The organism is Saccharospirillum sp. ABV4_185 (genome assembly GCF_056159245.1).
On record NZ_JBSWUW010000001.1, the window covers coordinates 707,004 to 731,867 of the forward strand.

The window sequence follows — 24,864 nt, forward strand, 5'->3', positions numbered from 1 at the left end:
ACTGACCAGTCTTTGACGCATCCAGCACTATTTATATAAAGCGATGCACCGAATGACGACTTTCCGACACTCCAGATGACCGTTTAATCGCACTCCTTAGTCACGCTCCTTAGTCACGCTCCTTAGTCACATTCTGGCAGGGCCGGATTGGTCTGATAATGTTCAACCACATAATCGATAAAGGCACGCACTGCTGGCAACAAACCACGCCGCGATGGATACACCAGATGCAGATTGCCCGACGGCAAAATCCACTGCGACAACACTGTTTGCAGATGCCCTCGCCGCACCCAGGATTCACCCAATTTTTCGGGCAGCATCACCACACCCAATCCCTGGCCAGCGGCTTCGCGCAGCAGGCCCATATCGTCACCCACCAATACCGGGTTATGGCGAATCGTCAGGCGGTTGCCATTGGCATCGGTCAGGTCGAATTGATAGCGGCCGTCGCCATACATCATCGACAAGGTCGGCCAATGGCGTAACTCATCGGGGTGTTTGGGTGCGCCTAAGCGGGCAATCAAATCCGGATGGGCATAGAGATGGCTGACATCCGACGTCAACGGTCGCGCAATCAAGGTTGAATCTTCCATGCGCATGCGCACGCGGAACGCCACGTCAATCTGTTCGGCCAGCAAATCGACCGGCTGATTGGTGACCACCAGTTCCACCCGCACTTCCGGATACTGTTTCATAAAGGCTGGCACCAAGGGCGTGAGCAGCAAATGCGATAACTGATAGGGCGCACTGATGCGAATGGTGCCGCGCGGTACCTCCTGCACAAACTGCGTCACCTGATCAGCCGCTTCGGCCGCAGCGAGCAATTCCTGGCAATGCACTAAGAAGGCCCGGCCCACATCAGTGAGCGATAGCTTGCGGGTGGAGCGGCGCAACAACTGCACCCCCTGACGCCGCTCCAATTCGCTGATGCGCCGGCTCAAGGTCGATTTCGGCATGCCCAGCGCACGCGCTGCTGCGGTAAAGCCGCCGTGCTCCACCACCCGCGCGAACAACGCCAAGCTGGTGAGATCTTGCATGGATTGCTTGAACATGGACTCGCTCCACTTTGTTCCAAAAACTGAACAATAAAGCCAATATTAGGCTACTAATCGCAAAACAAGAACATCGTTATGCTGCGCTCCGTTCAACTTAATCAGGAGCTTGCCACCATGAACATTCTGCATCTCGACTCGTCCATCCTGGGTGACCAGTCCGTTTCCCGCCAACTGTCACAACAGGTAGTGACGCGGCTGACGCAAGACCGTGCCAACGCCAAAGTGGTCTATCGCGATCTGGTTGCCAACCCGATCAACCATCTTGATCTGGGTGCCTTATCGGCCAGCCAGATGCCCGCCGACCAACTCAGCGCTGAGCAACAAGCTCAGTTGGCACTCACCGAAACACTGCTCGATGAATTGTTCGCCGCGGACGTCATCGTCATCGGTATGCCGTTCTATAACTTCGGCATGCCGTCGCAACTGAAAACCTGGATCGATCACATCACCGTGGCAGGTCGTACATTCAGTTATACCGAGAGCGGCCCGATTGGCTTGGTGACCGGTAAGAAAGTGATACTGGTGTCTTCTCGCGGTGGCGTGTACAGCAACAGCCAGACACCCGGACTGGACTATCACGAAAGCCATCTGCACGCCGTATTCAGTCTGCTGGGCCTGGACAATATCACCAACATTCGCGCCGAAGGCTTGAAAATGGGTGACGACTTTAAAGACAAAGCGCTGACAAGCGCCGGCGAGAAAATTGACCAGCTGAGTCTTGCTGCCGTCTGATTCGTTTCAGTCCTGCCGATATTATTCCCTGATAAAACCCTTGCCCCGGCGGATATAAAACCGGGGCTTTTTTTCCGCCAAAGGAACCTCATTTGTGCAGTAAACCGGTACAAATGAGTGAAAAATGATGCGACGTCTTGGCGTTATCTTATTGTTGTTATCCACGCTCAGCGCCTGCACCCAACCGCAACCCCTGGCTGAAAAGACGGACACCATAGACCGCAGTCTGAACGGCGCCATTGCATTAGTGCACGACTATTACGCCGATGTGAACCGGGGTGACTACCACCGTGCTTATCAGCGCTGGGGCGAAAGCGGGCCACCGCAAAACAGTGTCGCTGCCTTTACTGAACAGTTTTCTGATATTCGTTCGGTCAAATTAACGGTGCTTGGCGAGGCTTTTATGGAAGGGGCTGCCGGTTCTGTTTACGCCAATATTCCCATCCGGCTTACATTCAACAACATCGATGGTTCAACCCGACCCTGGCACGGTACCGCCATCGTGAAACGCGTTAATGATGTCCCCGGCGCCAGCGACGCTCAATTGCACTGGCATCTGTATCGCCTGGACTTACAACCCGGCTGAGAAAAGTTCAACAAAAGCGTACTGCGCTGAGGAATAAAAATGACCGATGTCAGCAGCAGCCTGGACCACCTGCCTCATCAACAACGCTTGCTTGATCAATTTATAAAAACCTTTGAACCGGAACCCGATGTGGTCGCGGCCGTGCTGTTGGGTTCATTGGCCGCTGGTACTGGCGATCGCCTTTCCGATCTCGACCTGATGGTCTTCACCCGCAACGGTTTTCATCGCCACAGTGCCGCAACCCATCAACGCTTTGAGCGGGCGTTCAATGTTCTGTATCGACTGGAAGGCGATCACAACGAACGCGCCCGTTTTAAAAAATACATCTTCGATGATTGTACCAGCGCCGAGATTCACTGCGCCGATCTGAGTGAGCCGTTTGACATCGCCCGCCCCTTTCAAATCCTGTTTGATAAAGACGGCATTGTTGCCACACGCCTCACCGACAAAGCCGCGCCGGCGCATGGGGATTTTGCGGTCTATGAAAAGGGTGATGCCGGCTTGATCTGGGAACTGCTCAGTTGCATCAAGTGGTTAAGCCGTGGCCAGACCGAACTCGCGAAAAGCTACCTAAAACGGTTGACGGCAGCGCTGTAACCCAACGCAACTGAGTTCAATCCAGGCCTTTTTTGCCCGGCGCCCAATAGGCCTTGGCATGAAGCCGCGGATTGCTGACGCCATGAATTTTCAGCCAGCTTCGAGCGCGCTGAATGGATGATGCCTTGCCAGCCAACATAAAATGGCCGCTGTCCTGATCCAGTTTCAGAATTTCCTTTTCCATTTGCTGCCAGTGGTTGTCGCCCGGTTCGCGTTGCACCAGCACTGACTGCTGCACGCCCAGTAAATCCAGAACCGTCTGACTGTTCGCCACCTGGCCAACTTCAAACAGGCATCGCAATTGCGGCAGGTCCTTTAAAGCGGCAGCCAGGCCGAAACAGCTTTCATCACCGATCAACAGCAAAGGGCCATTATCGGTCGGCGCCGCCAGCGATTTTCTGGGCCCGAACAGACGGTAATGTTCGCCTGGCTTGGCGCTGCGCGCCCAATCGCAACCGGGGCCTGCGCTATCGTGCAGATACGCCAGAATCTGAAAACGGCTCTGACTCTCATCCCAGTTGAAGGGCGTGTAAGTACGCGCCACAAAGCCGGAACCAAGGACAATCTGTACTTTGTCGCCCGGCGTCCACTGCGGCGGTTTGCGCGAGTCGATGTTCAGATCGATCAGGCGGAAACCCTCAGCCACCGGCGTCACCTGTTCAACGGTGACCGGATCCAACATCCATTCTTTGATCAGTCGGGCAAAGCGGCTCTCGGTTTTATCGACGGGTGGGCGTTCACGGTGTTGTGTCATTGCTATCTCCCAATGCGTGTTCAGCACATGGCCAGTCGCACCAGACCGCCATGCCCCCAAAAAGTCATCCACACTATATCCCGCCAACGCGCTGGCTAAATTGGGCAATAAAGCCATAATATTTTGCATTTCAGCCAAACCGAGTGCCTGATGCCTTTTATCGAAACGTTCGAACAGAAGGACGACGTTCAATCGCCCGATGAGATTGAAGGTTCAGTCGTCTTCGGGACCCGGATGATGCAGCCGATCGCCAGCTTTGAATTGGAGCCGCATCGCCACGACCGAGGTCAGTTGCTGTTTGCGCGGCAAGGCTCACTGACCTGTGAAGTGGCGGACGGTCTCTGGCTGGTTCCTTCACACACCGTCCTGTGGCTGCCACCTCAGGCGCTGCATTCGATCAAATTCAGCGGCACGCTGGAGTGCTACAGCGTGTTTTTGGCGACTGAACTCACCACCGATCTGCCGCAACATCCCTGTACCTTGGCCGCGACACCACTGGCGCATGCTGTGGTATCGCGCCTGGCACCCATGCCAGTGCCCTACCCCAGGCAGGGACCGGCGGCCCGGTTACTGGCGGTGTTGATGGATGAAATCGCCAATGCGGCGATAGAGCAGCTGAACCTGCCAATGCCCCAGGACCCGCGTTTGCAGCCGCTGGTCAGACATCTGATCGCTCACCCGGATGATCACCACTCGATCAAAACCTGGGCACAACGCCTAAGCGTGAGCGAGCGCAGTCTGGCCCGCATCATCAAAGCCGAGACCGGCATGAGTTTTGGCCGCTGGCGGCAACAATGGCGCGTCATGATCGCGCTGCGCCAGCTTTCCTGTGGCGCCAGCGTTAAACAGGTGGCACTGGAACTCGGTTACGAAAGCGCCGGCAACTTCATTACCATGTTCCGCAAATTACTGGGCTGTTCACCCAGCCGTTATATGGCTCGGCAGGGCCAATCGGTGATTGATTGAACGTGGCATCAATTGACCCGTACCTTTGGCTAAAAGTCACTTCACAAGCGCCTCGCTTTTGCTATTGTGGCGCGGCTTACCGCTTGTTCTGCGCCCCATTCCGGCGGCGCTTTTTTTGGGAAAGGAATGTTCCATGAAAAAACTTCTGTTACTGACGCTGCCACTGGTTTTGGCTGCCTGCGCCAGCCAGAGTCCGGCGATTCAAGACGTCGAAGCGCCGGTTTCTGCCGAACAACAGCGTGCCGCCCAGCAAGCTGCCGCCACACCAACCCGGCTGGCGCTCAAGCGTAAGATCGCCGTCGGCCGGCTGTCGAACGAAACCACCTATGGCCGCAGCCTGCTCGGCACCAACGCCGGCGATAGCATCGATCAGAAGATCACCGATATGTTTGTCCAGTCGCTGATCAACTCGAACAACTATCTGGTGTTCGAACGCCCCGATGTCGCCTTGTTGGAACGCGAATCTGAGCTGTCCGGGCAGAGCGTCAATATCGTGGGTGTCGATACGCTGGTGATCGGCTCGCTGACTGAGTTTGGCCGCTCCACCACCGGCGAATCCGGCTTTTTGTCTTCCTCCAAACGCCAGGAAGCAACCGCGACTGTTGATCTGCGTCTGGTCGATACCCGCACCGGCCAGGTCACCGAATCGGTCACCGGCACCGGCTCATCTTCTACCGAAACCGCCAGCACCATGGGCTTTGGTTCTGTCGCCAGTTACGACGGCAGCCTGAACGACCAAGCCATCGGCGCCGCGGTGAACGCAGCGGTGGAAAAACTCACCCTGCTGATGCTGGAAAAACCCTGGTCGGCCGATGTGCTGGCGGTGGAAGATGGTCTGATTTATATCAGCGGCGGTGCCAGTCAGGGCATTCGTCCGGGCATGGTGTTCGATGTGATGACCCGTGGTCGCCAGGTTACTTCCCAAACCACCGGCGGCATCATCACCTTGCCGGGTAACAAAATTGGCGAGCTGCGCATCGACGGCACCTTCGGCGACAGCGAACTGGAAGAAGGCGCTTATGGCGGTCTGATCTCCGGCTCCATCGCCGGTCAGGATCTGAATCAACTGGAAGTCCGGGAGGCCAACTGATGAAAGCATTCAACGCAGCACTGCTCGCTCTGGTCACGGTTGTCATGCTGGCCGCCTGTGCCCAGTCGCCAACGCAAGTCACCACCACGGTTGATGATCGCCCACGCATCGCCTTTGAATTACCCGAAGGCACATCGGCCAACGGTTATCAGGTGGTGATCGATGGCATCGAATACGGCGACATGAGCCAATACCTGGCAGGCACTCGTTCGGCCAGTGCGGTGCGGGTTATTACCGGCCGGCATGTGGTCGAAGTCTGGTACAACGGCCAGCGCAAACTGAGCCGCGAAGTCTTCCTCAGTGACGGAGACACCCGCATTCTGAAGGTCACGCCATGAAACGCGCCTTATGGTTAATGATGCCGGCACTGCTGTTGGCCGGCTGCGAATCCACCCAGTTGTATAACTGGGGCAGCTACGAAGAAGACCTCTTCGTTTACTACACCGAACCGAGCCGGCAGGAAGCCGTGGTCGCCGATCACGTCGAATTTCTCGATAAAGTGATGGCACGTGGCCAGACACCGGCACCGGGTTTATTGGCCGAAGCCGGCACCTTCTATTTGCAGGCGGGTAACACCGAGCAAGCGCTCGAGTACTACCAACTGGAATACGACACCTGGCCGGAAAGCCGAACGCTGATGGGTTCGCTGATTGAAAACCTGGGAGGCAACCAATGAGTTCAATACGTGTGTTATTGGCACTCAGCCTGGCCACCCTGCTTGCCGGTTGCGTCAGCTTTCCCTACAGCGATCCGTTAGCGACCTACCACGCGGTCAAACCCACCTCCATTCTGGTGGTGCCGGTGGTCAATGAATCGGTCGATGTGCAAGCACCCAGCTCGGTGCTCACCACCTTGCCGAAACTGCTCGGCGAAAAAGGCTATTACGTCTTTCCGGTGAACACCGTGAAAACCATCCTGGAATACGAAGGCCTTTATGAGCCGGCGGAAATTCATCAAATGGCCGCAAGCGACCTGGCCAGCATGTTTGGTGCCGACGCCATCCTGTACGTCACCATTCACGAATGGACCTCGCGTTATGTGGTGATTTCCACCACCACCGAAGTCGATTTTGAGTACCGCATCGTCGATAAAAACGGCGTGGAACTCTGGACCGCTCGCGAAAACCTCAGCTACACCCCCCAAAGTGAAAACAACGGTGGCGGTATGGCCGGTTTGCTGTCGTCGGCCATCAACGCCGCCGTCGAACGCGCTGCGCCCAATTATCTGCCGCTGACCCGCGAAGCCAATGCACAGGCATTTAACTACGGTTATACGCCCTTACCGCCCGGGCCTTACTCGCATTATTACGACAGTTACTACCAGCAGTTGGCCGAAGAAAAAGCCGCGGCCATGGCAGCCGAATAAAGCCTGCCCAATCAATACGCCAGCCCGGCCATTGTGCCGGGCTTTTTTATGTTCCATGCGAATTAACGGGAATATAAATACAGAGCTCCCAAGCCGGGCTGCCAGCACCTTCATCCCAGCAACTTCATCTAAGACTATCTGCTCAACCAGGCGCTCTCTATAACTGTTTAAGAGTGACCGGCCAATCACTCACGTCCTGCCGCCAATCCGCAAGAAGTTTTTGTCCAAACCCCGGCCTCGCTTTGTGACCCACCACTCAATTCTCAGCCAAAATATCGACTTATTTTTATAAAATAAGTGTCAATATATTGGCGATTGTCGAGCGCGCTGAATCCAGAAAAACCAACCCGGCTCGGCCAAATCACCCTGTTAAGGAGAACAGCATTATGAATAACAGCTTATTTAGACACAGCCCGTGGGCCGCGCCTTGCTTGAGCCTGCTGCTCAGCCTCGGCCTGGCCGCCTGTGATTCGGGCTCGTCAGGTTCGGGCACTCGATCCACCACCCCAACCCCGCCTGAACTAAGCGCCTGGGTGGGGGCTAAGGACAGCCAGATCACCGTCAGTGGCGACAACGATGTTTTGGAAGGTTTGAAGTTCTACCTCGGCCAAGACCCGGACTGCGACGTTGAAGCCCTGGGCGAAACCTGCGCCCGGCAATTTAACCTCGACAACCCGCCTTTGACCATCGACACCGATGAAAGCCTCACCCTCAGCCAGCTCAGCTACGCCCGCCTGCGCCAGGGCGACCAGGAAGCCACCACCTTGCTGAATACTCAGCGGTTTTCGGCAAGGAGTAGCCACGAAGCGGTCTATTTCAAGGGCCGCTTCTGGTTGGTGGGTGGATACGGCGTCACCGACGATCTCTGGTCGTCGAGCGACGGCATCAACTGGCGGCAGGAGACCTCGGTTAACAGCAACAACAGCAATGAAACACATCTCTTTGTTGGGCGGGGTGCCTCTCAACTGGTGGTCTTCGACGCCGTGGACGATAGCCCCGATACCGGTGAACAACTGTGGTTATTGGGCGGCGATCAGGGCGGCGATAAAAACGATATCTGGTCATCGTCCGATGGCATCCGCTGGACCTTGCAAAAAGCGGCGACACCAGCTGGTGATGACCACCAGTTTTCGCCCAGGCATGACCACCAGGTCGCCGTCTTCGATGCGGATGGCAATGGCCAGCCCGAGCTTTGGCTGCTGGGCGGGACTAATGGCGGCGATGAAGTCTGGACCTCAACTAACGGCGTTGATTGGAATCAACAGACCAAGCTGAGCAATTCGGTGGCCGGCGAACCGATCTTTTCCGCCCGCCGTGACCACCAGCTGGTGGCGTTTGACGGCGGCGACGGTGAGCGGCTGTGGTTGATTGGGGGTGACGGTTTAAACGATATCTGGTCCTCACCCGATGGCCAGACCTGGACGCAGCACAACAGCGACACCGAGCGATTCTCAACACGAAGAGGCTCCCAGGTCGCTGTCTTTAACCCCGAAAGCGATGCCGGCAAAGCCCAGCTGTGGTTGGTCGGTGGAGAGTCCGTCTCAGATGGGCACATCTGGACGTCCAATAATGGTATTGACTGGTTCCGTCGCGACGATCCTTCCTTTATAACCCGCTTCTATCACCAACTGGTTGTCGCTGACACTGACCACAACGGCCGTGACGAATTATGGGTGTTGGCAGGCCAAGGTGAGCAGGCTCAGCTCAACGACACCTTGTCCACTGTTGATGGCCGCCAGTGGACACACCAAAGCCCCTATGCCGATTTCAGCCCACGCGAAGCCTCCCAGATCGTCCGTTTCGATGCCGGCGACGGCGAGCGGCTTTGGCTGGTAGGCGGGCGTGATAACCAGCTCACCAACGATATCTGGTCGTCTGTCGACGGCGTCCATTGGCGTCAGGAAAACGCGCATAACCGCGACGAGAAACTGCCTCTGTTCGCCCCGCGAAGCAACCACCAACTGGTCGTTTTCGACGCTCAGGGCGATCAGCAAGGCCCGCTGCTCTGGCTGATTGGTGGCAATGGTGGGTCTTCTGGACTTTTAGGCGATGTCTGGTCCTCACCCGATGGCCGTGAGTGGACCCAGCAGGACCTCGGTTGCGATACCAACGATTGCTTTGGCGGCCGCTATGGACATCAGGTAGTCGTGTTCGATGCCGGCCAGGGTGAACAACTTTGGCTGATCGGCGGAGAGTCCGATTCGGCCAATTACAACAACGACGTCTGGTCATCGTCCAATGGCAAGGATTGGCATAAAGTGCCGGCCGATAACAGCCCCATCTTCGATCCCCGCAACGGTCATCGAGTCGCGGTGTTCGACCCCGACCCGAACGACCAGACCCCGGCGGCGATGTGGCTGATCGGTGGCTATGTGACAAGCCTCGTAGAGGGAGTTCCCCAGTTCAAAAATTTCGATGATGTTTGGTCATCGAACGACGGTGCAACCTGGACCCAAGAGTCACTCGTTTGCGAACCCTGCTTCTCTGGCCGAAAGAATCATCAACTGGCGGTCTATGCCGCACCCGGCGACAGCCAGCCACGGCTGTGGCTGGTGGGCGGTAACTCCAGCGGCGGTTACCTGAACGACATCTGGTCATCCAGCGATGGCGTACAATGGGACCAGAGTACCGATGCCGCGCCCTTCCCACCAATCGTAGGCTCCCAACTGGTGGTATTTGGCGGCGAGCCCGATCAGCCGGACAACCAGGCGCTTTGGCTGATCAGCGGCGCTACCGACCAGGGCGCCAGCAACCAAGTCTGGCGCTCAACCGACGGCGTTGATTGGCGCTTATCCATCAAAACCCCGTTGCAGTTGCCGGCTCGGGCCGGGCAGTAAGGCGGCACGAAAAACCCAAAAGGCGCTACGGCGCCTTTTTCTTTTTTCTGCAACCAGACCCACCGCGTTCCACTGTCAATACGTCAAATACCCCACCCCTCCCCGCCAATCACCCACTAGGCCCCTTTGTCTTGCTCGCCCACCATCGACTGTGCTGATGCCTTCAGTGAACCCGTTCACAAAAAAGCGCGGGTTCTAACGAATCGCTGATCCGTTTCCTACCTAAAAAAGAGCAAGGGGAGTCCTAACATGAATACCAAGCATTTATTGCCCGGCCTGGCGCTGGGTTTGAGTGCGGTCATTGGCGGCAACGCCCTGGCCGAAGAAGATCCGATTAAAGTCGGCGTTTTGCATTCACTGTCCGGCACCATGGCGATCAGTGAAAGCACCTTGAAAGACACCGTATTAATGATGGTGGAACAACAAAACGCCGCCGGTGGTCTGCTCGGCCGTCCGTTGGAAGCCGTCGTCGTTGACCCGGCATCCGACTGGCCGTTGTTTGCCGAAAAAGCGCGCGAACTGCTGACCGAAGAAGAAGTCGATGTCATCTTCGGTGCCTGGACTTCGGTATCGCGCAAATCGGTATTGCCGGTGGTCGAAGAACTGAACGGTCTGATGTTCTATCCGGTTCAGTACGAAGGTGAAGAATCTTCCGAAAACATTTTTTACACCGGTGCGGCACCGAACCAGCAAGCCATTCCTGCCGTCGATTATCTGATGAACGACCTGGGTATTGAGCGTTGGGTTTTGGCCGGTACCGATTACGTTTATCCGCGTACCACCAACAAAATTCTCGAAGCCTATTTGATGGATCATGGCGTTGCCGAAGAAGACATCATGATCAACTACACACCGTTCAGCCATTCCGATTGGCAGTCGATTGTGTCTGACATCAAAGAGTTCGGCAGCGCCGGCAAACCGACCGCGGTGGTTTCTACCATCAACGGTGATGCCAACGTGCCGTTCTACCGCGAACTGGGTAACCAGAATATCGATTCTTTCGAAATTCCCGTAGTCGCTTTCTCGGTCGGTGAAGAAGAACTGTCCGGTATCGACACCAGCCCACTGGTTGGTCACCTGGCGGCCTGGAACTATTTCCAAAGCGTCGAAAGCGATGCCAACGAAGAATTCATCGCCGCCTGGCATGAGTTCACGGGCGACGACAGCCGCGTCACCAACGACCCTATGGAAGCCACTTACATCGGTTTCAAAATGTGGGTGCAAGCGGTTGAACAAGCCGGCACCACCGATGTGGATGCGGTAGAAGCTGCGATGATCGGCCAGGAAGTACCAAACCTGACTGGCGGCATGGCGGTGATGAACGCCAACCACCACCTGAGCAAGCCGGTATTGATTGGTGAGATTCAGGACGACGGTCAGTTCGAAGTGGTGTGGAGTACCGATGGCGTGGTCGCCGGTGATGCCTGGTCCGACTTCCTGCCGGATTCCAAAATGCTGATCGCCGACTGGACCGACCCAATCCATTGCGGCAACTACAACACCGAAACCGAAACCTGCTCAGGGCAGAATTATTGAGGGATGGGTTTTAGGTTAACGGTGAGTGCCGTTGCCCAGGTGAGATCCCGCTGGGCCGGCACACCGGATACGGCTTCACCGTTCCGGGATGACAAATTTACCCTGTTACATTAATTGTCATCCCGGACGAAGGTCCGGCTGGGCCGGCAAACCGGATCTCACCTGGGACACCCAACTCCCCACCAACCACCCTCAAAAAAACTCAAGTTTCTTAAGCCCGACTCTCTCGTTTACGGGCGACCCAGTCGCCCGCTTTTTTGCTCTACTTGGAGGTTTCGCCGTGAGACGTCTTTGCCTTTGGGTCGCACTTTGGTTGTTGACCAGTTCGGCGTTAGCCGAGTCACTGTTTGAACAACGCCTCGGTGAATTGACCGAAGCCAGCCTGGCTGAAACCCAATCGTTATTGGAAACCCTGGAAGCCGAAGGCGACCCACGTTTATTGCCATTGTTCGATGCCTTGTTTAACGGCAACCTTTATTACAGCGATGCCGATCAAACTCTGGTCGCCGCCGATCCGGCTTCCGGCGCAGCGCCCTTTACCGGCATTCTCAGTGGCGAAGTTATCGCCTCGTTAAGTGCAGAGAATGTCACCAAGGTACGCGTCAATAATCGTCTGCGCCGCTACCTGAATGATTCCTTGGCGCGCTTAAAACTCACCGCGCCCGACCCGGCCATTCGCATCGCGGCGATCTATGAATTGCTGACTCAACTCAATGCCGACACCGTTGCGCAACTCGATGCACTGCGTGCCGACGAACAAAATATCAAAGTTCAACAAGCACTCAATACGGCGCTGAATTTATACACCGCTCAAAGCAGTGATGCCGTGGGTGAGCGCGTGCAAGCCATCGATGAACTCAGCGACAGTTTGCAAAACACCGTGCGCAATGAATTGGCCCGTTTGGCTGAAGATGAAGAAGCACCGGCAGCGGTGCGAACTGCCGCCGCGAAATCTTTAAAAAGCATCGAGCAGAAATTCACTTTCTACAGTTACGTCGATCAACTCTTTTTCGGCCTGAGCCTCGGCTCGGTGTTATTGCTCGCCGCCTTTGGACTGGCCATCACCTTCGGCGTCATGGGCGTGATCAATATGGCGCACGGTGAAATGCTGATGCTCGGCGCCTACACCACCTTTGTGGTGCAACAACTGATGCCCAATGCGATTAACCAATCAATCTGGGTGGCCATACCCATGGCGTTCCTGGTTGCCGGCAGCGTCGGCGTCTTGATTGAACGCTGCGTCATTCGCTTTTTGCATGGCCGGCCACTGGAAACCCTACTCGCCACCTTCGGCATCAGTCTGATTCTGCAGCAACTGGTGCGCACCATTTTCTCGCCCTTAAACCGCCGCGTGATTGCACCGGATTGGCTCAGTGGTTCCTGGCAAATCAACCCGGCGTTATCACTGACCTATAACCGTCTCTTCATCCTGATCTTCGCGCTGATTGTCTTTGCGCTGCTGGTACTGATCATGAAAAAAACCTCACTCGGCTTACAGGTGCGTGCTGTCTCACAAAACCGCGCCATGGCCAAAGCCATGGGTATTAAAACCGACTGGGTCGATGCGCTGACCTTTGGTCTGGGCTCCGGGGTGGCCGGTGTCGGTGGCGTGGCGCTAAGCCAGCTTACCAACGTCGGGCCGAACCTGGGTCAGTCGTACATTATCGACTCGTTTATGGTGGTGGTGTTCGGTGGCGTGGGTAATTTGTACGGCACTTTGGTCGCCGCCTTCAGCCTTGGCATTGCCAATAAATTCCTGGAGCCCATTACCGGCACGGTGCTCGCCACGACGCTGGTTCTGGTGTTTATTATTCTGTTTATTCAGAAGCGGCCCAAAGGCTTATTCCCTCAACGCGGGAGGGCCGCTGAATGAATGCCGTCACGCATTTTCTCTCGCTTGGGCGCGCGCCGGGCAGCAAAACCCTGCCCTTCGTAGCGATTCTATTTGGCGTCACCTTGCTGGCGTCACTCGGTAATCTGTTGGTACCCGAAAGCTCCGCGCTGCATATTTCCACTTACACCATCACCTTACTGGGTAAGTACCTGAGCTATGCCTTGCTCGCGCTTTCAGTCGATGTGATCTGGGGCTACTGCGGCATTTTAAGTTTGGGCCACGGCGCTTTTTTTGCGCTCGGTGGTTACGCCATGGGCATGTATCTGATGCGCCAGATCGGTGACCGCGGCGTTTACGGCCATCCGGTGTTGCCCGACTTCATGGTGTTTCTGAACTGGGACGCACTGCCCTGGTTCTGGCTGGGCATGGATCAATTTTGGTTCGCCATGCTGATGGTGGTCTTGGTGCCCGGATTGCTCGCCTTTGTGTTCGGCTGGCTGGCGTTTCATTCGCGTGTGACCGGTGTGTACTTATCCATCATCACCCAGGCGTTGACCTATGCCTTGATGCTCGCCTTCTTCCGCAACGAAATGGGCTTTGGTGGCAACAACGGCCTGACCGATTTTAAAGACCTGCTCGGTTTTGATCTGCAGGCCGACAGCACCCGGGTGGCTTTGTTTGCCATCACCGCACTGATACTGGGTTTGGTCTATGTGCTCAGTCAGGCGATTTTAAAATCGCGTTTCGGCAAGGTGATCGAAGCCATTCGCGATGGCGAAAACCGGGTGCGTTTTCTGGGTTATCGCACCGAGCGTTATAAGGTCGGCTTATTCGTTTATTCCGCCGTTATTGCCGGCATTGCCGGGGCGCTCTATGTGCCCCAGGTCGGCATCATTAACCCTGGCGAGTTTGCACCACTGAAGTCGATTGAGCTGGTGGTTTGGGTGGCCGTTGGTGGCCGTGGCACGTTGTACGGTGCGGTGGTGGGTGCGCTCTTGGTCAACTACGCCAAGACGCGTTTCACCGCCATCCTGCCCGACGGCTGGCTGTTTATTCTCGGCGGCCTCTTTGTACTGGTTACATTGTTCCTGCCCAAAGGTCTGGTCGGACTGGTGGGCCAGTTGCGCTCCCGTTTTAAACCATCGAAACCGACTGAGGAGCCAACCGCATGACTGCTCATCCTATGCTCGACCACAATCATGTCTGGCCATTTTTAGCACCGACTCAGGTACCCATCGATGTGTCGCATCAAGTCATTTTGTACGTTGAAGGTTTAAGCGTCAGCTTCGATGGTTTTAAAGCGCTGAACGATTTGAATCTCTACGTAAACGATGGTGAATTGCGCTGTCTGATCGGCGCGAACGGCGCTGGTAAAACCACCTTGATGGATGTCATTACCGGCAAGACCGCCTGCGATTCCGGCCGTGCTTTTTTCGGTCAGACCATCGACTTGCTCAAGCACTCCGAAGCCGAAGTCGCCCAGCTCGGCATTGGTCGGAAATTCCAGAAGCCAACCGTCTTTGAAGCTCAGACGGTATTCGACAACCTCGAACTGGCGATGAAAAGCCAAAAGGGTTTATGGCCCACCTTGATGGCCCGGCTGTCGTCTTCGGACATCGATCGCATCGACTCCGTTTTAAAAACCATTGGTCTAACCGGACAACGGATGATGCTGGCAGGCAGCTTATCGCACGGCCAAAAACAATGGCTGGAAATCGGCATGTTGCTGGTGGCCGATCCGCGCCTGCTGCTGATTGACGAACCGGTAGCAGGCATGACCGCAGAAGAGACCGACCGCACTGCGGAATTACTGACCTCGCTGGCCGGTGAGCGCACGGTGATCGTGGTCGAACACGATATGGCCTTCGTGCGTTCCATCGCTCGCACCGTCACGGTATTGCACCAAGGCTCGGTACTCGCCGAAGGCACCATGGATCAGATTCAGAATCACCCGGATGTAATCGAGGTGTACCTGGGGGAAGAAGCATGATTGATATTCGCGACCTCAACCAACTGTACGGCGGTACGCAAATCCTTTGGGACCTGAACCTCGACATCAAACCCGGTGCCTGCACTTGCATCATGGGCCGCAACGGTGTCGGTAAAACCACCTTGCTGAAATGCCTGATGGGTTTATTACCCATCAAAAGTGGCGAAATCCTCTTTAATGGTGATTACATTCATCACCGTTCGGCTGAAAGCCGCGCGCGTACCGGCATCGGTTATGTGCCACAAGGACGGGATATTTTTCCGCTGTTAAGCGTAGAGGAAAATCTGCGCATCGGCCTGAAAGCGCGGCCGGATAAAGCCAAGAAAATCCCTGAAAAAATCTTCGAACTGTTTCCGGTCCTGGCGGAAATGATGCACCGCCGTGGTGGAGATTTATCCGGCGGTCAGCAACAGCAATTGGCGATCGGTCGCGCCCTGGTGCTCGATCCGAAAGTGCTGATTCTCGATGAACCCAACGAAGGCATCCAACCCAACATCGTCGCCCAGATCGGCGATGTCATTCAGCGCCTGCAACGCGAGGACGGCCTGACGGTCATTCTGGTAGAGCAGAAACTCGGCTTCGCCCGACGTGTCGGTCAGGAATTCCGGCTGATGGAAAAAGGCCGTATCGTCGCCAGCGACCAGATGGCGAATTTAACCGACGACTTAATTCGCCAACATCTGGCGGTGTGACCATGAACAGTCGTGTCGACTTGCCAACCGCCGCTGTCGCCAGCCATTGGGATGCCTGGCTAAGCCTGGGTTTCGCCAGTGGAACGCGCGGCACGCGCCTGGTTCGCTGTCGGCATCAGGGCCCGCTCTATGTGCAAAAAGCCTTTTATCCGGAAGGCGCCGACTGTGCCCACGTCTACCTGCTGCATCCACCCGGTGGCCTGGTCTCGGGCGATGATTTGCGCATCGCCATTAAGGTCGAGCCGCAAGCCCATGCGTTGATTACCACACCCGGCGCCGGGCGCGCTTATCGCGCCCGCAGCGATGGCGCGCTGCAATATCAGCGCAATCAGTTAAGCGTTGCCGCCGATGGCGTTCTGGAATGGTTACCACAGGAAAACATCATCTATCCCAATGCGCGGGCACGGCTGGATACCGACGTCGAACTCGACGCCGGGTCGCGCTTTATCGGTTGGGAAATTACCAGCCTGGGTTGGCCCGCCAGCGCGCGTGATCTGGAGGCGGGCGAACTGCAACAACGCTTGCAGATACGTCAGGCGGGCAAGGTGGTGTTACGCGAACACTTTGCCTTGCAACAAGCCAATCGCGATGCCGTCTATGGCAGCGCTGGCCTGCGTGAGCAGGCGGTCAATGGGTTGTTAGTCGCCGGTCCTTTTGCACACGAAGACAGCGAATTACTGGATGAATTACGCGCTTTATGTCAGCGCGAAACCTTGGCCGGTGTCAGCCAGGTGGGCCATTTTATAACGGTGCGCGCCCTGGCAAACCGGGCGGAACCCTTGCGTGAATTATTGACCCGTTGCTGGTCGCATTTGCGGCCGGCTTTGGTTGGCGTGTCGGCTTGTCCACCCCGGGTCTGGAATACCTGAATAACCGTTTAGGTCGAGGAAAACGTTATGGAATTGTTGCCCAGAGAAAAAGACAAACTGTTGGTTTTTACCGCTGGATTGCTCGCCGAGCGACGCCTGGCGCGCGGCTTGAAATTGAATTATCCGGAAGCGGTAGCCTACATCAGCCTGGCCATTGCCGAAGGCGCGCGCGATGGCAAAACCGTGGCCGAATTAATGAGCGAAGGTAAAGAGCTGCTCGGTGTTGATCAGGTGATGGATGGCATCGCCGAGATGATCGATGAAGTGCAGGTTGAAGCCACCTTCCCGGACGGCACCAAACTGGTCACCGTTCACCACCCCATCGCCTGAGGAGACGCCGATGATTCCCGGAGAAATTCAGGTCGCCGAGGGCGACATCGAACTGAATGCTGGCCGCAAACGGCTGACCTTAACCGTCGAAAACAGCGGCGACCGACCGGTGCAGGTTGGCTCGCATTACCACTTCGCCGAGACCAACCCGGCGCTGCAATTCGACCGCACCGCTGCCCTGGGTTTTCATCTCGACATCGCCGCTGGCACCGCCGTTCGTTTTGAACCCGGGCAGTCACGCACGGTCACTTTGGTGCCCTTTGTTGGCAAACGCATCGTCCATGGTTTTCGCGCTGAAGTGATGGGTGCTTTACCGAAGGAGGCCAAATAATGAGTTCGATCGATCGTCAAAGTTACGCCCAGATGTTTGGCCCGACGACGGGTGACAAGGTTCGCCTGGGCGATACCGATTTATGGATACAGGTGGAAGCCGACCACAGTCATTATGGCGACGAAGTAAAATTCGGCGGCGGTAAAGTCATCCGCGACGGCATGGGCCAGAGCCAGGAAAGCAATGCCACGGCGGTTGATCTGGTGATTACCAACGCCCTGGTATTGGATTATTGGGGAATCGTTAAAGCCGATATCGGTATTCGAGGTGGGCGCATCGAAACGCTTGGCAAAGCCGGTAACCCCGACATCATGGATGATGTCGATATCATCATCGGGCCCGGTACCGAAGTGATCGCTGGCGAAGGCAACATTGTCACCGCCGGTGGCATCGATGCGCACATTCATTTTATTTGCCCGCAGCAGATTGAAGAAGCGCTGATGTCCGGTGTAACCACCATGATCGGCGGTGGCACGGGCCCGGCCACCGGCACCAAAGCCACCACCTGCACACCCGGACCCTGGTACCTCGGCAAGATGCTGCAAAGTACCGATACCATGCCAATGAACCTGGGTTTTCTCGGCAAGGGTAACGGCAGCCAACCGGAAGCTTTGGAAGAGCAAATTATTGCCGGTGCCTGCGGCTTAAAACTGCACGAAGACTGGGGTACCACGCCGGCAGCCATCGACAACTGTTTGAGCGTAGCCGAAAAATACGATGTGCAGGTTGCCATTCACACCGACACTCTGAACGAGTCCGGTTTTGTCGACGATACCCTCGGTGCTTTTAAAGACCGAGTGATTCACACCTACCACACCGAAGGCGCCGGCGGTGGTCACGCACCGGATATTATTAAAGCCTGTGCGCGCGCTAACGTGTTGCCGTCATCCACCAACCCGACGCGACCTTATACCGTCAACACCATCGACGAACACCTCGACATGTTGATGGTGTGTCACCACCTGGATGCGCGCATTCCCGAAGACGTCGCCTTTGCCGATTCGCGCATTCGCAAAGAAACCATTGCCGCTGAAGATCTGTTTCACGACCTCGGCGCCTTCAGCATGATCGCCTCCGATTCACAGGCCATGGGTCGTGTTGGTGAAGTCATCACCCGCACCTGGCAAACCGCCGACAAGATGAAAAAACAACGCGGCTTACTGGCCGAAGACTTAGACATCGGTTGCGACAATTTCCGCGCCCGTCGCTACGTTGCCAAGTACACCATCAACCCGGCCATTACCCACGGCATCGCCGAAGAGGTCGGCTCCATCGAACCGGGGAAACTGGCCGATCTGGTGCTGTGGAAACCGGCCTTTTTTGGCATTAAGCCGGCGATGATTTTAAAAGGCGGCATGATTGCCGCCGCGCCGATGGGCGACCCCAATGCGTCGATTCCCACACCCCAGCCAGTGCACTACCGGCCGATGTTCGGCGCTTATGGTCAGGCCGCCGCCCAGACCTCCATCACCTTTGTCAGCCAGGCAGCGCTCGATGCCGATATCGGCAAGCAATTAGGTTTAACGCGTTCGTTAGTGGCTTGCAAAAACACCCGCACTATCAGCAAAAGCGATATGAAACTGAACGACTGGCAACCGGATGTCAGCGTCGATCCGCAAACCTATGAAGTGCGAGCCGACGGCGAATTACTGACCTGCGAACCGGCTACCGAACTGCCATTAGCGCAGCGGTATTGTTTATTTTAAGAAACAAAAATTGGCTACCAGGAAGCTCTGCAACGGAGTGCAATTTTTTCGACCGTCGGCAGCAGGGATGCTGCCGTCGAGTTCCCAGGGAAGGGTTCACAACGTGTCGCAAAAATTGCACTCCGTTGTAGAGCGGCCCAATCACCACAGGACAAAAACATGCTCAATATCCATGAACGCTTAGGCACCCACACACCCGTCGATTCCGAAGCCGGTGTCACCCTGACTTTCGAACAACGCGAGAAAGGACGCCTCAGAGTATTCGCCGATAACGGCGAGGAAGTGCGTTTATTTCTGGAACGCGGTCGCCCATTGGCAGTCGGCGAAATATTGAAGAGTGAATGCGGCCGGCATCTGCAAGTGAAGGGCGCGCTGGAAGCAACGGTGATTGCGCGTTGCGACGACTGGCCAACTTTCGCCCGCGCCTGTTACCACCTGGGCAATCGTCACACCAAAGTCGAAGTCGGCGAGCGCTGGTTACGCATTCAACCCGACCATGTTCTGGAAGATATGCTGCATGGCTTGGGTCTAACCACCGAAGCAGAGATGGCGGTTTTCAATCCTGAATCTGGAGCTTACCGCCATGGTCATCACCACCACTGATGGCAGCCTGTTACGGCTGTTGCAGCTGGCAAGTCTGAGTTTACCGGTCGGCGGTTTTTCCTTCTCGCAAGGTTTGGAAAGCGCCATCGAAAACGGCTGGCTGACCGACCGCGACAGCACGCGGGATTATCTCGCGGCGCAGATGAAACTGTCGCTGGCGCGGCTGGATTTGCCGTTGTTATTGCGTGCCTTGAGCGCCAACGAAAGCGGCAATGTCGACCAACTTAGTGAATGGAATGACCTGGCACTGGCGTGCCGCGAGACCAAAGAACTGCGATTGACCGATACCGCCATGGGCGCCGCCCTGGCAAGACTGCTGCGCCATCTGGATATGCCGTTGCCTTTTGCCCCGGCGGCCGAGCTGAGTTTTGTCACGGCCTTTGCCATCGCCGCATCGCGCTGGGGTATTAACGCTCAGGCGGCAGCGTTCGGCTACAGCTGGGCCTGGCTGGAAAACCAGGTCGCAGCGGCGACCAAACTGGTGCCTTTGGGCCAGACCGATGCGCAAAAATTACTTGGTGAATTGCAGCAGGAAATACCGGCCGCCCTGGCCACTGCGGAAAATTTAGCCGACGACGCTATCGGCGCCGGCCTGCCTGCGCTCGCCATTGCCAGTGCACAACACGAACATCAATACAGTCGACTGTTTCGATCATAAGGAGACAACAATGAGCCAGAACAAACAAACCTTACGCGTCGGTGTCGGCGGCCCGGTCGGTTCCGGAAAAACCGCGCTGTTGCGTTCGCTTTGTGCCGCCTTGCGCGAGCACTACGACATCGCCGTGGTCACCAACGACATCTATACCCGCGAAGACGCCGACTTTCTAACGCGCCATGAAGCGCTCGATGCCGATCGCATTCTGGGTGTCGAAACGGGCGGCTGCCCACACACCGCCATTCGTGAAGATGCGTCCATGAATTTGGCGGCCATCGATGAACTGGTGGCACGACACGGAGCACTCGATGTCGTTTTCGTAGAAAGCGGCGGCGACAATTTAAGTGCCACCTTCAGCCCGGAATTATCCGACTTCACCGTCTATGTAATCGACGTTTCCGCCGGCGACAAAATTCCGCGCAAAGGTGGACCGGGCATTACTAAATCCGACTTGCTGATCATCAATAAAATCGATCTGGCTCCGTTGGTTGGGGCTGACCTCGATGTGATGGATCGCGATGCCAAAAAAATGCGCGGCGATAAACCCTTTGTGTTCTGCAACCTGAAAAAAGCTGAAGGTCTAGACGCTGTCATCGACATCATCGTGCGCGAAGGCATGCTCGAATCGAAAACCCTGCCACCGGCGCAGGCCGTTGTATAAATCCAGGAGAAACATCATGAAAGCTCTGCTTCGAATCAGTCTGACGTTAGTCGCGGTTTTGCCATCGCTGGCACTGGCACACAGCGGCCATGGTGAAGCCAGTCTGGCCTCCGGTTTTGGCCATCCGCTCGGTGGTTACGATCATCTGCTGGCGATGGTTGCCGTCGGCATCTGGGCGGCTTACTTAGGTGGTTCGGCACGCTTCTGGGTGCCGGCCAGCTTTGTAGCGGCGTTGTTGTTTGGTGGTGCTTTGGGTATGGCGGGATTGAGCCTGCCGGCCATCGAACCAATGATCCTCGCTTCGAGCGTCGCTATCGGTTTGGCGCTGGCACTCGCTGGACGGGTCCCGACTGTTCTGGCCGCTGCCGGTTGCAGTCTATTTGCGGTCTTTCATGGCTTGGCCCACGGCCTGGAAATGCCGGCCAACGGCAGCGCCTTGGGTTACGCCGCCGGCTTTGCCTTGGCCACCGTCTTGTTGCACCTGGCTGGTTTAGCCAGTGGTGCACTCAGCCAGAAACTGGCCGGTCGGAAACTGGAGCGTTGGGCTGGCGCGGCCATTGCAATACTGGGCGCCAGCCTGAGTATTGGCTAAAGAAATTACCGGCCTGCCGCGCCCAGGCGGGCCACTTTTTCTAACCAACGCTGGCGTTGTTGTTCAGTGGATTGCACCACTGGCCCAAAGCTGGTTACCCGCACCGGCTTGATACCACAAAACTCCATCGTTGCGGTTTTAAGCAAACGCACGCCCGGTTTTTTCAGCACCAACCGGTCGTACCAGATCGGCGTATCCATGGTCAGAATCAAGCGCGCGCTGCGGCCGGTTAACAGGCGTTCAGGTAGCAACGAATTGGGGCGGTATTTAAAGCCGAAGCCAGGGTGCAGTGCCCGGTCGAATAAGCCTTTTAATTTCGCCGGAGGACCACCCCACCAGATGGGCGCGACGACAACCCAATGATCGGCCCACTGTAATTCCGTCTGGAAGATTTCCAGGTCGGTCTCCAGAGGTTGGGTTTGCGAATAGCCTTCCATCAGATCCGGCTCGAAATCCATCTCACCGACGCTCAGTTGATGCACTTCATGCTGCGCTTTGGCAGCACTGACGTAGCGCTCGGTCAGTGCCCGACTCAGGCTGTTGGTTTTAGGGTTGCCATTTAACACCAGTATTTTACGACTCATTGCGATAACTCCTTAACCAATGAACCGTCAGTCTGACGTCTGCCCCTAAGGGCAGAGTCAAGCCTCAGTGCATCTTTGCCAATCGTTCAGGCATTGATTGATGGCGTTGAGTGATTGCTGGCGTTGTTGGATGTCATCGAGCAACGCCTGACGTTTGCGTTGCAACAAAGCGGCAACGCCGGTCGAATAGGGTGCTTGCGGATCGACCGGCCCGGCGCTGCGAATTTCCTTCAACGTCAGCCCCAGCGCCTTGGCGGACTGGATCAGCTCGACGTAATAACGATGCTCATCGCTGTAGTCACGGTAACGGCCACGTCGCCTGGGCGTTGGCAAGATGCCCAGACTTTCGTAATGGCGCAGTGCCTTGGGTGTGGTGCCGGTGCGATTGGCGAGTTCTCCGATGTACATCCTGGTGCCCTTACTGGTGATAGCTCGATATTTCAAATGGGGGAGCGCGCGGCGTTTTCCAGTTGGATGAGGCTTATTGCGAAAACGGTTTTAACTCAACCTGATGGGCGGCTTCCAGGGCTTGCGCCACTTGTTGTTCAAAACCACTGTCGGTCAGGCTTTGCAAGGCAGCCGCACTCACGCCCTGATAACCGATCAGCGCATCGACCATGGCGGTCGGGTCGGCGCCTTCATGCAACAACAGTTCACTGCCACCGGCCAGCGTATGCAGCACCGCCTCGAGCGCGAGGTCGTCAGCCAAACCCTGAGCTTTAGCGTGAGCCAACATGGCTCTGCCCAGCAAAGCCGGCAGCGCCGGACCTGGGCCAGACAAGGCCGCCAGATAACTGAAAGCAGCTTCCGTTGGCACTTCACTCGCCCTGCCGCAGCTGGACAACAGATGCTGCACGTCCCGGCGGTCTGCTTGCGACACCGTTTCGCTCGCCCACCAGGGATAAAACGCCCGGCCGATTTCGGCGGCGGCATTGGGCATGGCACGCACAAGGCGGTCGGTTTTCAGCTGCTGCGCAAGCTGATCGGCGTCGGTCATCGCCAGCAAAGAAATCACCGTTTTGCCCTGAGCATTGATGCTCAGCTCGGATAAATCCTGCGGGCGAATCGACAACACAATCAGATCGGCCATCTCGACCAATTGCTGGTTATCGGTGGTGATCTCCACACCTGGCCAGTCGGCATAAACCGCTGCTTGCGGTGAACGCGACGAAACCATCAGTTGGCCGGGTTCAATCAGCCCTCGAGTTAACACCGCCCGGCCCAGCGAACGCCCCATCCAGCCGAAACCACCGATAATGCCGAGGCGTTGATGATTTTGCATTTGCCAATCCTCTGCAAAGCTGGGAATTTATGGCGACCGACCAACAGCCTGGAGCCGATCATGACTGACATTCAATACCCGCTTAAGGGTTCGTGCCAATGCGGTGGCATCACCTACGAGTTGTCCGAGCCACCACTAAAAGTGATTGCCTGTCATTGTCGGCAGTGTCAGAAGCTGTCGACCAGTGCATTTAGCGTAACGGCTATGGTGAAAGCCAGCGCGCTCACCTTTCATGGTGACCTGAAATTCTGGGAACGCCAAGCCGACAGCGGCAACACCAACGGCGCTGCGTTCTGCCCCGATTGCGGCAATCGCATTTACCATTTCAACCCGGCCGACCCGGACCACATCAAACTCAAACCCAGCACCCTGGAAGACACCCGGGTGATTCAACCGACGATGCATGTCTGGGTCAGTGAGAAGCAGGATTGGTTTAAATTGCCCGAAGGCGTTGCGGTGCACCAACGCCAGTCCTGAGGTTCATTAGTCGTCTTCCAACCAGGCTTGCACGACCTGCTGTTGATGGGTCTTTAACCAGCCTTGCGGATCATCGTGATGGCGCGCGACAAAGCGCGCCAGATCGTTTCCGCTGCACGTTCTTCCAGTAAAAACCCGCACATACTCCACCATGCGAATGAGCCGTTCACTGAGGTTTTCCTGAGTGCGCATCGAGATATAACCGATCTGCGTTAAATAAATAGTGCGGGCGCGAACATCGGCCTCACCGTCTGGAAAATCATAGCGTTTAAGCATAACGCGCAAGGCTTGCAAGCGGCGTTCATCGGCCTCCTCGACGGCGTCCGCTACCGACTGCGAATGCAGTGCCCAATGGCGGATCGCATATTCAAAATCGGCATCGAACAAGCGTGGTTCCAGCCAGCAATCGAACACATTCAAAATGGCTTCCACGACGCTTTCGGCGTAGCGCTCAGTCTGCTGAATCAAACCCTGGGTGTTGGTGTTTTTCCAACGCTCAATCAGTTGATCGAGCAAGGCATCGCGATCTTTGAAGAACCAATAAAAGCTGGTGCGCGAAGTATTCAGTGCTTTTGCTAAAGGCTGAATTTTCACCGCTTCAACGCCGGAGCGGATCAGCCGGTCATAGGCCAGATTAAGCCAGTCTTCGGCCCGGCCCTTATTGGCACTTTTATGGGTAGTTCTCTCTGTCTGACCAGTCATGATGTTCCATAAACGACACACAATGTACATCAGTGTCT

Annotated in this window: 29 protein-coding genes; 23 read left to right on the forward strand and 6 right to left on the reverse strand. The window is 56.2% G+C overall.

Translation table 11 applies throughout. The features are described 5' to 3' along the window. Positions 1-122: 122 nt before the first annotated feature. Positions 123-1,052 carry a LysR substrate-binding domain-containing protein gene (locus tag ACXAE6_RS03040; protein ID WP_475144329.1) on the reverse strand — a complete coding sequence of 310 codons (930 nt, stop codon included), beginning with the start codon at positions 1,050-1,052 and terminating at the stop codon, positions 123-125. A gap of 117 nt (positions 1,053-1,169) precedes the next feature. Between ACXAE6_RS03040 and ACXAE6_RS03045 the strand changes: the two genes are divergently transcribed. The 3 genes from ACXAE6_RS03045 (at position 1,170) to ACXAE6_RS03055 (ending at position 2,970) form a co-directional block, all read left to right on the forward strand. Beyond that, positions 1,170-1,787: an FMN-dependent NADH-azoreductase gene (locus ACXAE6_RS03045; protein WP_475144333.1), complete on the forward strand. Its 618-nt coding sequence runs from the start codon at positions 1,170-1,172 to the stop codon at positions 1,785-1,787. 124 nt (positions 1,788-1,911) lie between these two features. Further along, a complete protein-coding gene (locus ACXAE6_RS03050; protein WP_475144335.1) occupies positions 1,912-2,373 on the forward strand; it encodes a hypothetical protein in 462 nt (153 codons plus the stop codon). 39 nt (positions 2,374-2,412) lie between these two features. Next, positions 2,413-2,970, forward strand: coding sequence for a nucleotidyltransferase domain-containing protein (locus tag ACXAE6_RS03055; RefSeq protein ID WP_475144339.1), 558 nt, complete (start codon positions 2,413-2,415; stop codon positions 2,968-2,970). A 16-nt stretch (positions 2,971-2,986) separates the two neighbouring features. Here ACXAE6_RS03055 and ACXAE6_RS03060 read toward each other — a convergent pair whose 3' ends face one another. Further along, positions 2,987-3,724 carry a siderophore-interacting protein gene (locus tag ACXAE6_RS03060; RefSeq protein WP_475144341.1) on the reverse strand — a complete coding sequence of 246 codons (738 nt, stop codon included), beginning with the start codon at positions 3,722-3,724 and terminating at the stop codon, positions 2,987-2,989. A gap of 150 nt (positions 3,725-3,874) precedes the next feature. On the opposite strand from ACXAE6_RS03060, the gene ACXAE6_RS03065 reads away from it, so the two are divergent. From ACXAE6_RS03065 to ACXAE6_RS03155, 19 genes are all read left to right on the forward strand, one after another. Continuing rightward, entirely contained in the window at positions 3,875-4,690 is an 816-nt protein-coding gene (locus ACXAE6_RS03065; protein ID WP_475144343.1) for an AraC family transcriptional regulator, read from the forward strand. 133 nt (positions 4,691-4,823) lie between these two features. Next, a complete protein-coding gene (locus ACXAE6_RS03070; protein ID WP_475144345.1) occupies positions 4,824-5,780 on the forward strand; it encodes a CsgG/HfaB family protein in 957 nt (318 codons plus the stop codon). Further along, positions 5,780-6,118 carry a hypothetical protein gene (locus ACXAE6_RS03075; protein ID WP_475144349.1) on the forward strand — a complete coding sequence of 113 codons (339 nt, stop codon included), beginning with the start codon at positions 5,780-5,782 and terminating at the stop codon, positions 6,116-6,118. The genes ACXAE6_RS03070 and ACXAE6_RS03075 overlap by 1 nt, the downstream gene beginning before the upstream one ends. Further along, complete coding sequence (locus ACXAE6_RS03080) at positions 6,115-6,456, forward strand: DUF4810 domain-containing protein (protein WP_475144351.1); 342 nt, start codon at positions 6,115-6,117, stop codon at positions 6,454-6,456. Before ACXAE6_RS03075 ends, ACXAE6_RS03080 begins: the two co-directional genes overlap by 4 nt. Continuing rightward, positions 6,453-7,145, forward strand: coding sequence for a DUF799 domain-containing protein (locus ACXAE6_RS03085; RefSeq protein WP_475144353.1), 693 nt, complete (start codon positions 6,453-6,455; stop codon positions 7,143-7,145). Before ACXAE6_RS03080 ends, ACXAE6_RS03085 begins: the two co-directional genes overlap by 4 nt. A gap of 386 nt (positions 7,146-7,531) precedes the next feature. Next, entirely contained in the window at positions 7,532-9,982 is a 2,451-nt protein-coding gene (locus tag ACXAE6_RS03090) for a DUF6242 domain-containing protein (RefSeq protein ID WP_475144356.1), read from the forward strand. A gap of 249 nt (positions 9,983-10,231) precedes the next feature. Further along, a complete protein-coding gene (urtA, locus tag ACXAE6_RS03095) occupies positions 10,232-11,518 on the forward strand; it encodes an urea ABC transporter substrate-binding protein (protein ID WP_475144359.1) in 1,287 nt (428 codons plus the stop codon). Between the two features lie 280 nt (positions 11,519-11,798). Beyond that, positions 11,799-13,391, forward strand: a complete 1,593-nt coding sequence (urtB, locus tag ACXAE6_RS03100) for an urea ABC transporter permease subunit UrtB (RefSeq protein ID WP_475144360.1) — start codon at positions 11,799-11,801, stop codon at positions 13,389-13,391. Next, positions 13,388-14,524: an urea ABC transporter permease subunit UrtC gene (urtC, locus tag ACXAE6_RS03105; RefSeq protein ID WP_475144362.1), complete on the forward strand. Its 1,137-nt coding sequence runs from the start codon at positions 13,388-13,390 to the stop codon at positions 14,522-14,524. Before urtB ends, urtC begins: the two co-directional genes overlap by 4 nt. Next, positions 14,521-15,342: an urea ABC transporter ATP-binding protein UrtD gene (gene urtD / locus ACXAE6_RS03110; protein ID WP_475144364.1), complete on the forward strand. Its 822-nt coding sequence runs from the start codon at positions 14,521-14,523 to the stop codon at positions 15,340-15,342. The genes urtC and urtD overlap by 4 nt, the downstream gene beginning before the upstream one ends. Continuing rightward, entirely contained in the window at positions 15,339-16,034 is a 696-nt protein-coding gene (urtE, locus tag ACXAE6_RS03115; protein ID WP_475144366.1) for an urea ABC transporter ATP-binding subunit UrtE, read from the forward strand. The genes urtD and urtE overlap by 4 nt, the downstream gene beginning before the upstream one ends. 2 nt (positions 16,035-16,036) lie before the next feature. After that, complete coding sequence (locus ACXAE6_RS03120) at positions 16,037-16,903, forward strand: urease accessory protein UreD (protein WP_475144368.1); 867 nt, start codon at positions 16,037-16,039, stop codon at positions 16,901-16,903. Between the two features lie 27 nt (positions 16,904-16,930). Next, positions 16,931-17,233: an urease subunit gamma gene (gene ureA, locus ACXAE6_RS03125; protein WP_475144370.1), complete on the forward strand. Its 303-nt coding sequence runs from the start codon at positions 16,931-16,933 to the stop codon at positions 17,231-17,233. A gap of 10 nt (positions 17,234-17,243) precedes the next feature. Further along, complete coding sequence (locus tag ACXAE6_RS03130) at positions 17,244-17,564, forward strand: urease subunit beta (RefSeq protein WP_475144373.1); 321 nt, start codon at positions 17,244-17,246, stop codon at positions 17,562-17,564. Next, the gene (gene ureC / locus ACXAE6_RS03135; RefSeq protein ID WP_475144377.1) at positions 17,564-19,270 is read left to right on the forward strand and encodes an urease subunit alpha; all 1,707 of its coding nucleotides are present in this window, start codon (positions 17,564-17,566) and stop codon (positions 19,268-19,270) included. The genes ACXAE6_RS03130 and ureC overlap by 1 nt, the downstream gene beginning before the upstream one ends. Before the next feature lie 159 nt (positions 19,271-19,429). Next, positions 19,430-19,873, forward strand: a complete 444-nt coding sequence (gene ureE / locus ACXAE6_RS03140; RefSeq protein ID WP_475144380.1) for an urease accessory protein UreE — start codon at positions 19,430-19,432, stop codon at positions 19,871-19,873. Then, complete coding sequence (locus tag ACXAE6_RS03145) at positions 19,854-20,531, forward strand: urease accessory protein UreF (protein WP_475144383.1); 678 nt, start codon at positions 19,854-19,856, stop codon at positions 20,529-20,531. The genes ureE and ACXAE6_RS03145 overlap by 20 nt, the downstream gene beginning before the upstream one ends. A gap of 10 nt (positions 20,532-20,541) precedes the next feature. Next, a complete protein-coding gene (gene ureG, locus ACXAE6_RS03150; RefSeq protein ID WP_475144385.1) occupies positions 20,542-21,189 on the forward strand; it encodes an urease accessory protein UreG in 648 nt (215 codons plus the stop codon). A 16-nt stretch (positions 21,190-21,205) separates the two neighbouring features. Further along, positions 21,206-21,781: a HupE/UreJ family protein gene (locus ACXAE6_RS03155; RefSeq protein WP_475144387.1), complete on the forward strand. Its 576-nt coding sequence runs from the start codon at positions 21,206-21,208 to the stop codon at positions 21,779-21,781. Positions 21,782-21,786: 5 nt separating this feature from the next. Here ACXAE6_RS03155 and ACXAE6_RS03160 read toward each other — a convergent pair whose 3' ends face one another. The 3 genes from ACXAE6_RS03160 to ACXAE6_RS03170 all read right to left on the reverse strand — a co-directional run bounded on the left by ACXAE6_RS03160 (position 21,787) and on the right by ACXAE6_RS03170 (position 23,647). After that, positions 21,787-22,365, reverse strand: a complete 579-nt coding sequence (locus ACXAE6_RS03160) for an NAD(P)H-dependent oxidoreductase (protein WP_475144390.1) — start codon at positions 22,363-22,365, stop codon at positions 21,787-21,789. 57 nt (positions 22,366-22,422) lie between these two features. Beyond that, a complete protein-coding gene (locus ACXAE6_RS03165) occupies positions 22,423-22,773 on the reverse strand; it encodes a MerR family transcriptional regulator (RefSeq protein ID WP_475144392.1) in 351 nt (116 codons plus the stop codon). A gap of 73 nt (positions 22,774-22,846) precedes the next feature. Then, the gene (locus tag ACXAE6_RS03170) at positions 22,847-23,647 is read right to left on the reverse strand and encodes a pyrroline-5-carboxylate reductase family protein (protein ID WP_475144395.1); all 801 of its coding nucleotides are present in this window, start codon (positions 23,645-23,647) and stop codon (positions 22,847-22,849) included. A gap of 60 nt (positions 23,648-23,707) precedes the next feature. Here ACXAE6_RS03170 and ACXAE6_RS03175 point away from each other — a divergent pair, with 60 nt between their 5' ends. Continuing rightward, positions 23,708-24,124: a GFA family protein gene (locus tag ACXAE6_RS03175; RefSeq protein ID WP_475144398.1), complete on the forward strand. Its 417-nt coding sequence runs from the start codon at positions 23,708-23,710 to the stop codon at positions 24,122-24,124. Positions 24,125-24,130: 6 nt separating this feature from the next. Here ACXAE6_RS03175 and ACXAE6_RS03180 read toward each other — a convergent pair whose 3' ends face one another. Continuing rightward, positions 24,131-24,826, reverse strand: coding sequence for a TetR/AcrR family transcriptional regulator (locus ACXAE6_RS03180; protein WP_475144401.1), 696 nt, complete (start codon positions 24,824-24,826; stop codon positions 24,131-24,133). Between the last annotated feature and the right edge of the window lie 38 nt (positions 24,827-24,864).